The 9,785-nt window shown below is 23.4% G+C and carries 9 protein-coding genes, 1 tRNA gene and 1 rRNA gene; 4 read left to right on the forward strand and 7 right to left on the reverse strand.

The features are described from left to right. Positions 1 to 77 precede the first annotated feature (77 nt). From HF862_RS05930 to cls, 3 genes are all read right to left on the reverse strand, one after another. A tRNA-Arg gene (locus HF862_RS05930) sits at positions 78 to 154 on the reverse strand. Between the two features lie 53 nt (positions 155 to 207). Further along, the gene (locus HF862_RS05935; protein ID WP_206039037.1) at positions 208 to 954 is read right to left on the reverse strand and encodes a PHP domain-containing protein; all 747 of its coding nucleotides are present in this window, start codon (positions 952 to 954) and stop codon (positions 208 to 210) included. 13 nt (positions 955 to 967) lie between these two features. Next, on the reverse strand, positions 968 to 2,413 hold the full coding sequence (cls, locus tag HF862_RS05940) for a cardiolipin synthase (protein ID WP_170187001.1): 1,446 nt from the start codon (positions 2,411 to 2,413) through the stop codon (positions 968 to 970). Positions 2,414 to 2,529: 116 nt separating this feature from the next. Here cls and HF862_RS05945 point away from each other — a divergent pair, with 116 nt between their 5' ends. Genes HF862_RS05945 through HF862_RS05955 form a run of 3 tightly spaced genes read left to right on the forward strand, consistent with a single transcriptional unit; the run spans position 2,530 to position 6,349 of the window. After that, positions 2,530 to 4,515, forward strand: a complete 1,986-nt coding sequence (locus HF862_RS05945; protein WP_170187002.1) for an SIR2 family protein — start codon at positions 2,530 to 2,532, stop codon at positions 4,513 to 4,515. Continuing rightward, positions 4,515 to 5,288, forward strand: a complete 774-nt coding sequence (locus HF862_RS05950; protein ID WP_170187003.1) for a RelA/SpoT domain-containing protein — start codon at positions 4,515 to 4,517, stop codon at positions 5,286 to 5,288. The genes HF862_RS05945 and HF862_RS05950 overlap by 1 nt, the downstream gene beginning before the upstream one ends. A 14-nt stretch (positions 5,289 to 5,302) precedes the next feature. After that, positions 5,303 to 6,349: an alanine racemase gene (locus tag HF862_RS05955; protein ID WP_170187004.1), complete on the forward strand. Its 1,047-nt coding sequence runs from the start codon at positions 5,303 to 5,305 to the stop codon at positions 6,347 to 6,349. Positions 6,350 to 6,407: 58 nt separating this feature from the next. Here the strand turns inward: HF862_RS05955 and HF862_RS05960 are convergent, their stop codons facing one another. From HF862_RS05960 to HF862_RS05970, 3 genes are read right to left on the reverse strand one after another with little or no spacing between them, the layout of a single operon-like run. Then, a complete protein-coding gene (locus tag HF862_RS05960) occupies positions 6,408 to 7,079 on the reverse strand; it encodes a M48 family metallopeptidase (RefSeq protein ID WP_170187005.1) in 672 nt (223 codons plus the stop codon). Continuing rightward, positions 7,079 to 7,576, reverse strand: a complete 498-nt coding sequence (locus HF862_RS05965; RefSeq protein WP_170187006.1) for an NUDIX domain-containing protein — start codon at positions 7,574 to 7,576, stop codon at positions 7,079 to 7,081. Before HF862_RS05965 ends, HF862_RS05960 begins: the two co-directional genes overlap by 1 nt. A 13-nt stretch (positions 7,577 to 7,589) precedes the next feature. Continuing rightward, complete coding sequence (locus HF862_RS05970) at positions 7,590 to 8,309, reverse strand: HAD family phosphatase (protein WP_170187007.1); 720 nt, start codon at positions 8,307 to 8,309, stop codon at positions 7,590 to 7,592. A 170-nt stretch (positions 8,310 to 8,479) separates the two neighbouring features. Here HF862_RS05970 and HF862_RS05975 point away from each other — a divergent pair, with 170 nt between their 5' ends. Continuing rightward, the gene (locus HF862_RS05975) at positions 8,480 to 8,818 is read left to right on the forward strand and encodes an HU family DNA-binding protein (RefSeq protein WP_170187008.1); all 339 of its coding nucleotides are present in this window, start codon (positions 8,480 to 8,482) and stop codon (positions 8,816 to 8,818) included. A gap of 759 nt (positions 8,819 to 9,577) precedes the next feature. On the opposite strand, the gene rrf is transcribed toward HF862_RS05975, so the two are convergent. Continuing rightward, a 5S ribosomal RNA gene (gene rrf / locus HF862_RS05980) occupies positions 9,578 to 9,694 on the reverse strand. Positions 9,695 to 9,785: the final 91 nt, after the last annotated feature.

Below are 9,785 nucleotides of genomic sequence, written 5' to 3' on the forward strand. Positions count from 1 at the left end.
TAAAAAAATACTTTTATTGTACTTTTATTTTTTTATAAAATAAAAACTGGTATTTCAACCAGTTTAATTTTTTAATATGGCGATTCTGATGCGAATTGAACGCATGGCCTACGCCTTAGGAGGGCGTCGCTCTATCCAACTGAGCTACAGAATCTTTTTTCCATTTTCTATTATACATTATTTATAAAAAAATGCAAGCTTCTATTTTTATTTTTCTATCACTCCTTTTATACCATAAGCTAAATGTTTTCTTCCTAACCAACTTATTAATTTGATTTTAGAAGAATATTCTCTAAACAAATTATCTTTTTCCAAATGATTTATTCTTTTAGAAAATTTTATTAACTCCTCCATAAAATGAGCATCACTACCAAAAGTTAATTCTTTCTCATATCTCTTTTGAACATCTTCAGCTATCAAATTTCTAAAATTTGGGAGAGCATGATTATGAATTTCTATGGCATCTACTCTAGCTATCACATTATAAATATAATCTTTATTTTTTAAAAAATTTTTTTGAGCAAGTCCAGCTATATGAGGAATAGATTTATAACATTGAAATTTTTCTAAAGCCCTTAAATAATAATGAATATCCTGATGAGTTTTTGCCATTCTATATTTATTCTTATTTGGTTCAACAAAAGATTTGTAAAAATATATTAAATCATCTTCTGTTTTAAAATAGACTAACATTTCAAAACCATCAATACAGCCTAATTCTATTCCAGGAATTACATTTATTCCCATTTTTCTAAGCATGATATTTCCCCCAATAGCATTGTGGTCAGTTACTGCTAATAAATAACTTTTATCTCTCAAATGATGTTCTAAAGCTTTACAACTTATAAATCCATCTGAATAATTAGTATGTATATGTAAATCTATAACTTTTTCTTTACTATTTTTTTCTACATAAAATTCTCTAAAAAATTCACTCAATTTTTGCAATTCCATAATCTCCTCCTAACTAAATAATTGGGGACATTAACCTACAAATCGCTTCTTTAATCTTCTCTATTTTTCCTCTATTATTTATTACATCCTTAGTTAATCTTATACTTTTTGAAATATCTTCAAAAAATATTTCTCTTAAATATCCAATTAATTCTATATCATAAACTATGCAATTCATTTCAAAGTTTTGGTAAAGACTTCTATAATCAAAATTTGCACTACCAAAAGAAAGAATCTCATTATCAATTATCAAAATTTTACTGTGTAAAAAGCCTTCTTTATATTTGTATACTTCTGCCCCTTCTTTTAACATCTCTATTGAAAAATTTTGATTAGCCCATTGTACAAATGGATGGTCTGGATAAAAAGGTATAATTATTTTTACTTCAACTCCAGATTTTAAAGCCATTCTTAAACAATCTAGAAGAAAATCATCTGGTACAAAATAAGGAGTTTCTATATAGATACTTCTTTTTGCTTCCATTATCATTCTAATATAACAATCTCTAATTGTCCTTGTTTCATAATTTGGTCCACAACTTACTAGTTGTATTCCATTGACATTATAATTTTTTAGATTTTCATGAACTTTATTTATTTTTTTTCTGAGAATTTTATCTGTTTCTACATAATCTAAATGTTTTTTTTGCAAAAAACTCCAATTTATATAAAATTCTCTTTCTATATCTATAGAAGCTTCCCCCTCTATTCTAGCCCCTGTATCTCTCCATTCTCCTAATCTTCCTTTTCCTATATATTCTTTTCCTATATTAAAACCTCCTGTATATGATATTAGACTGTCTATAACACATATTTTTCTATGGTCTCTATAATTTGCTCTTATATTTCCTATTTTTATAAATGGAAAACTTGAAGGAAAGAATACTTTCAACTGTACATTATTTTTTTTCAATGATTTTTTTCTCACTCTTGTTAGATTTTTAGTTCCAACACCATCTACAATAATTTTTATACTTACCCCTTCACGAGATTTTTTTTCTAATTCATCATAGATTTTTTTCCCAACTTCATCATCACTAAAAATAAAATACTCCATATTTATACTTTCTTTTGCATTTTTTATATCTTCTAACATATTCCTAAAGAAGCTATTTCCCTCTTTATAAAAAAATACATTATTGTAATATGTAACCTTACTTCCAACAGTATTATTTATATAATTTATCATTTGATTTCTTTTTTCTACAAGCTTTAATTTATATCCTTCTGTTTTATAAAGTTCTTTAAAAAAAGTTCTTGAATAAAACTTCATAACTTTTCTTTTTTTATAAAATTTTAATCCAAAAAATAAATAAGCTAAAAATCCTAAATATGAAGTTAATAAAAGAAGAGTTATCCAAAATAAAGTATACATAGGTCTTTTTCTTTCAAAAAAAATAACTATTAAAGCAAAAATAATATTTATATAAAAAAGTGATTCTCCTAATGTATGTACCATATCCCTTTCTCTCCTTTTTTTCTATATTATATCACTTTTTTTCAAAATTTTAATTGAGAATTTCATAAAATTAGTATATACTTATTATGTAAAGAATAATTTTTAAGAGGTAAAATATGGACTTTTTTGAAAATATAAAACTAGAGAAAAAAATTAATTTAATAACAGAGAATTTTTATAAAAATTTAGATTCCTATCCAAGTAGGAATGAATTATCTAATTTTCTTATAGAAACTTTTGATTTTTCAGATATTGATAATATAGAAAATAATTCTTTATTAGAAGTATCTCAAATTTTTGTAGATAAAGTTATTTCTACAAAACAAAATATATTTAAAAATCTTCAATCTCTTTATCCAGAAAAAGAAATTGAAATCAAATATCTTGACTCTCTTATAAAGGAAGATAAAATTTCATCTATTCTTAATATTAACTATGATACTTTGTTTTATAATGATGAGAAAATTAAAAAACTTTCTCCATTTGATAAAGATACTTTTGCTATTGGAAAAACTAAACTTTATAAGCCTTTAGGAGAATTAGATTCTATTGATACTTGTATTATTACTAGTCAAGATTTGAAAAAATTAAAAGTTCTTCCTTTTTATAAAAATTATTTTAACAGTATCCGTTATGATTTAAAGTTAAGAACAAATATTATTTGTGCTTTTGATTTAAAAGATTCTGATTTTTTTGAAATTCTTGAATTTATATTTGGAGATTTTCCAAATTTATTAAAAGATGTATATCTAGTTACAAATGAAAGTATTACTAATTCAAAAGTTTTAGATTTTATAAAAAAATATAATATTCAGATTTTAAATTATGAGTCTTCTGTATTTTTTAGAAAACTTTATAACTGCTTCAATGATATAGAGGATGCTGATGATGAAATTTCTGAAATAGAAACTCCTCAAGAAATTATTGAAAATTCAATTTCTATAATTGAAGAAGAGGATTCTAATGAAGAGGTAACAAACACTACAGAAAATTTAAATACAATCTCTGAAGAAATTTCTGAAAATATGGAAAATCCAGTTGCTTTAGCTGAAAATTCTAATCTAGATATCAATCCAATCTTTGAAGATACTAATAAATCTGAATTAATATCTGGAAAAAAAGAAGAAATTATTAAAACTGAGATAGAAAATAAAATTTTAGAATCTGAAATAATTACAGAGGAAGTTATAGATATTGACTCTCCTATGGAAGATTCAAATAGAGAGGTACAATTTTCTTTATTTGATAATATTCAAGAAGAAAAATTTAATAAAGAAGAGGAATACATCCCTCAAGATGTAATTTTAGAAAATAATAAATTTTCTTTAGAAACTGGATTAGAAAAAAAATATTCCTCTTTATCTCTTAATAAATTTCCTCTAATTTCCACTAATTTGCCAGAAAATATAGTTTTTGATGATATTGGAATTGTAGGAAATGCTGAAATGAAAATAGGAGAATTCTCTAATAATTGTTTCATTAGAATTCTTTCTAACAAAATTAACAATATCTCTCTTTTGGAGATTAAATCTAGAGATTTAAAATTAAGATTTAGTATAATAAATAATACTCCTGAAACAATTAAAGTTACAAGTGATTATTTTTACTATGAAATTTTCTCTACAACTACTCTTGGAAGAGCTATTGTAGTATTAGAAATGTTAGAATCTTTATTTTCAGAAGTACCTATGGAGTTTGCTTTTAAAAATCTAGCTGGAAAAATTACTCTTAATAATATTTCAGAAGTTGTTAAAATAAAAACTATCCATTCATTATTTAGTGCAGCTAAAGAGGAAAATTTAAAAGTACAAATGGATAAATTGGAAAATATAGATAACATTTTCTATCTACTTAACCTTGAACTTTTATTAAAAGATGAACACTTCTCAACTTGGTGTGATTATGAAGTTGATAAAACTTATTTACATAGCCAAGATAAAATTACTTTTAAACGTCTACACCATTTAGATAAAAAATCTTTAATTGAAGAAACAATAGTTTTAAAATCTCCTGTTTCTGAAAAGGATATTTCTGAAAATAAGATTATAGGTAAAAGAAAAGTTTGTACTGTTTATCTAAAAAAATTAAGAGGTGAATTCTAATGCTTGACAAAGATAAATTTCTTAAGGAATTTTCTATTAGTGAAGAAACTTTTTTAGCTACTGGTCTTCAATGGAAAGATTTAGAAGAAATTTATGATGATTATATTAGAATTATTCCTTTTTTAGAAAAAAAAGCTGACGAATTTACATTTGAATTAATTGACTCTAAAGCTGTTCATTCAGTTAGAAGAAGAGTTAAAAAACCAACTCATCTTATAGAAAAAATTATTAGAAAAGGGAAAAAATATTCTGATAAAAATATTAATGTTAATAATTATAAAAAAATTATTACTGACCTTATTGGAGTTAGAGTTCTTCATCTTTTTAAAGAAGATTGGATTGAAGTTCATAAAGAGATACTAAATAATTGGGAGGTTGCTGAGACCCCACAAGTAAATGTAAGACCTGGTGATTATAATACAGAATTATTAGAAAAAGCTTTATCTAATCTTAATTGTGAACTTATTATAAGAGAACATGGTTATCGTTCTGTACATTACTTAATCGAAAATTATATTGAAGAAATTGATGATATAGTTTATACAGAAATGCAAGTTAGGACAGTATTTGAAGAAGCTTGGAGTGAAATAGACCATATTATCAGATATCCTTATGATTTAAATAATCCAATTTTAAATGAATATTTAAGTATATTTAATAGGATTGTTGGAAGTGCTGATGAGATGGGGACATTTATAAAAAATTTGAAACCTACAGTTAGTGAAGGTTTTGGTCCTTTTTCTGATAGGGAACTTGACAATAAATTTAAATAAATTTTGGAGTAATTATGAATATTTTTATTTCAGAGAAAAATTTTATTCACAATATAAATTTATTAAAAAATAGATATAATAAAGATGTTATTCCTGTTATTAAAGCCAATGCTTATGGACATGATATTAACTTAATATCTAAACTGCTTTTAAAATACAAAATTAATATTTGTGCTGTTGCTAGAATTTCAGAAGCTTTAGAAATTTTAGAATATATAAATTATAACAAAAATTTTAAAATATTAATTTTTGAATCTATAGAATATGATTTTCTAAAAACAGTTATTAAGAATCCTCAACTCTTAATTTCCGCTAATTCATTAGAAGACCTATATCTATATCTAAAATTTGGAATTTCATCAAATCAAATTCAATTAAAAATAGATTTTGGATTTGGAAGAAATGGAATTTATATTAAAGATATAAATCTTTTGAAAGAATTAATGATTAAATATAACCTAAAATTCTCTGGAATTTTTACTCATCTTTTTTCTGTTGAATATAAAGATGGAGTAGATATTATAAATAAATTTACTGAAATAGTTGAAAATTTAGGTAAAAATAATTTTCAAATGATTCATCTTCAAAATAGTTTAGGTATTACAAAATATGGAAGTATACCAATCTCTACTCATTTAAGACCTGGAATGTTTGTTTTTGGTTTTTATGAAGAAGGAGCTTTTGAAAATAATTTGCAAAAAGTTTTTTCTTTAGAAGGAAAAGTTATAAATATAAAGGATATTTCATCTCTTAAATATCTCACTTATAACCAAAAAAAAGATTTATCTATTAACCTTTCTAAAGTAGCTATTATAAAAATAGGTTACGGTGATGGATTTTTAAAAACTAATGAAGGTTCTCTTGCTTTAATTAATAATCAAAAATTTAAAATTATCTCTGTTATGATGGATAGTACTTTAATAGAAATTGATGATACTGTTCATATAAATGATACTGTCAAGCTCTACTTTGATTTTTCACTAATTAGAGACCACCTTAAAATGAATATGTGTGAAGTTTTATCTCTCTTATCCCATAAAATTCCTAGAATTTTAATTTAAAAGGAACTAATAGATTGATGAAAAATCATTAATTGATTAGTTCCTTTCTTTATTTATCTTAACTAATATTTCCTAATTTTTTTCTTTTTTTCCAATCAGGCATAAATTTTTCAATAAATTCCCAAAAAGTTTTTTGATGATGAGGATATGGTATATGAGCTAACTCATGTAAAATAACATATTCTAGAAAATAAATAGATTTTTTATATAACTGATGATTATAAGTAATACTTTTTTTCATGGAGTTACATGAACCCCATCTAGTTCTCATATCTCTAAATCTTATTTTAATTGGAGTATATCCTACTTTTTCTCCAATCTCCATAGTTAAATCTATTACTAAAGAATAAAAATTTTCACATATCCATCTATCAATTAATTTTTTTCTATTTTTAAAAGAATTCTCTTGAATATTTATATAAAATTTTTCATCTTTTAATTGACAAAATTCTTCTATAGAATTATTTATTTGTATTGGATAAATTTTTCCCAAATAAATAAAATTTTCATCAAACTCATTTTTTATTTTTTTCTTGTGGTCAATTACTTCTATTATCCACTTTTCTCTTTTTTCAATAAGTTTTTCTATATAACTATTTGGTACTCTAAAAGGACAAGATATTTTTATCTTACATTCATCATCTATTTTTATTATTATATTTTTTATTTTTTTTCTAGTGACAATTAATTCAAATTTTTTTAAGCTATCTGGCAATTTTAATCTATTCATTATTTTCCTAAATATTCATATATTTTTACTAAATAAAAAGTTTTAAAATCTTGAGATTTTTCTAAAATTTCTTCAAAATTAAACCACTTACCTATTAAATCTTCTCCTTCATCTAATTTTAATTCTTTTTGCTTTACATCTTTTTTTAATTTTAATATATATAAACTTAATTTTTCTTCTGTGTAACCTGGTGATATTGCTAGAGGTTTTTTTTCTTCATAAATGATATCATAATCCTCCTTAGAATATCCTCCTTCCTCCCTCACTTCTCTGTATAAAGCATCTTTAGGAATTTCTCCTTCATCTATAAGTCCTGCTATAACTTCCAAAGAATTTTCTTTGATTCCTGGTCTAAATTGCTCTACAAAATATCCTTTTTTCCCATCACTAGAAACTAAAAGTGCTGCTATTGCACTTTGTTTTTCTAAGTATTCTAAAGTCATTCCATTTACAGGATGGCTCATTTTTCTAGGTTTTAAAAATACAAAATCTTCCATTTTTCCTCCCAAATTACTCTATAATTTCTACATTTACATTAACTTTATATATTACATCTTTTCTTTCTATTACTATTTTTAGTTTTTCAGAAATTTCTTTATCATTTCTTATTTTTTCTAAAAACTCTCTAGACGGATTAATCGCTATTGGATTACCTACTGATTTTAACATAGAATAATCTCCACTAGTATCTCCATAAGCAAAACTTTTTTCTAAATCAATATCATATTTTTTACAAAAATTATTTAAACTTTTAATCTTATTTTTTGAGTCCCACATAGGAGATATTTCTCCAGAAAATTTTCCATCTCTTATATGATATACTGACCCTTGATAGTCATCTGCACCCCATTTTTCAGCCATTCTTCTAACTAAAAAATCAGGACTTCCAGATATAAAAATTATTTTATGTCCTTGTTCCTTATGCCATTTTATTCTTTCTCTTGTATATTTATAAACTCTATTTCCTTTTAGTTTCATTACTTGTTCTGATACAAATTCATTATCTTTTTCAGAAATTCCAACCATTGCATTTACATAGCTTTCTGTAAGAGTCAATAAATATCCATCATAATCCCCTACTCTCTCAGTCCACAATCTAAAAGTTTCCTTGACTTTTCCTTCATAAACCAAAGGGTCAATTAATTCATATTTAATCATTTTTTTAAAATGTTCTGTTAAAAGTGAATTTCTACATATAGTTCCATCTATATCAAAAAAAGCTCCTATCATTAAGTTTCCTCATTTCTTAAAACATATTTTTTATTATTTTATCATATAAATTTATGTTTATAAAGTTTTTTTAATTTTCTCTTTTTTTTTTCATTAAAATATGATATTATAATCTAAAAAAATACTTTTTGATTTTTTTTAAATTATTTTTAATGGGAGGAATTTATATTATGATGAAAAAGAAAGATTTTGTAGCTCTTTATCAGGAACTAGGTAATATTGAGAGCTTTTCTGTAGCTGCTCAACAAGTAGAATTATTTATGGAAACTATGAAAGTTGCTATGGAAAAAGATGACCTTGTAATTTTAAGAAAATTTGGAAACTTTGAAAAAAGAATTTTAAAAGGTAGAGAAGGAAGAAATCCTAAAACTGGTGAAATGATTATGACTGAAACTAAATATAGAGTTAATTTTAAACCTGCTTCTACCTTCAATAAAAGAATTGATGATTTTACAAAAGGACAAGAAAAATCTTCTAAAAAAAAATCTCGTAAATTAAAAAATAAATAATTTTTAAATTTATTATTTAATTAAACGAATATTTTATGAAAATATAAAAAGGATTAACTATAGTTAATCCTTTTTATTATCTATTTTTTTAGTTAAATTTTTATATTTTTTAGCAAATTTCCAATCTTTTTATAATTTTTTAAATTATAAAATTTTATTAAATTTTATAAAACTTAACTGTTATATGAACATTAATATACTTAAAATTAAATTTTATCTCCAAAATATACCTTTTAAATATCACATCAAATTTAAACTATTATTTTATAAAATAATTACTAATATGTACACAAATAACAATATAATAACTTTAAATTTTATTTCTAGTAATTTTCTATTCATTATTTTCTAAAAATTATTTTATATTTTAAATTAACAAATCCATCAACTATCTAAAATATCCTTGAAAAATTTTTTCTCCTTAAATTTTCTACTAATATTTTAGATAAAATTTTTCTACCATACGTAATATATATTTTATACTTTTAAATTTTCTTCTGATAGTCTTAAAAATTTTAAAATTTATAAATAAATTAATTTTTTTATATAATATTTTCAACTCTTTTTACTAAATATTTCCTATATACTTTTATAAATTTATAATCCTCTTATTTAATTTATTTAATATATTAATTTCCACTTAAATATTAAACAAATAATAAAAAAAGCTATAGACTATTCTATAACTCCTTACTCACAACTTTTCATTTAATATTTAAATATATATTTTCTCTCTCTATTTCTTCCAAAAAATTAAAAAGTTGGCAAGTTCCTATCCTCCCAGAGGGCTGCCCCCCAAGTACTTTCAGCGTTTACGAGCTTAACTGCTAGGTTCGGTATGTTACTAGGTGTACCCTCGTAGCTTTTCTTGCCAACTTATTTTCTCTCATGTGTCTCTTAAACACTCAATACTACATAGTAATTTCTCTTGATTAAGATTCCGACTTATTAGTATTGGTCCGCTCAA

The sequence above is a fragment of the Fusobacterium sp. FSA-380-WT-3A genome, from assembly GCF_012843705.1.
Taxonomy (GTDB): Bacteria; Fusobacteriota; Fusobacteriia; order Fusobacteriales; family Fusobacteriaceae; genus Fusobacterium_B.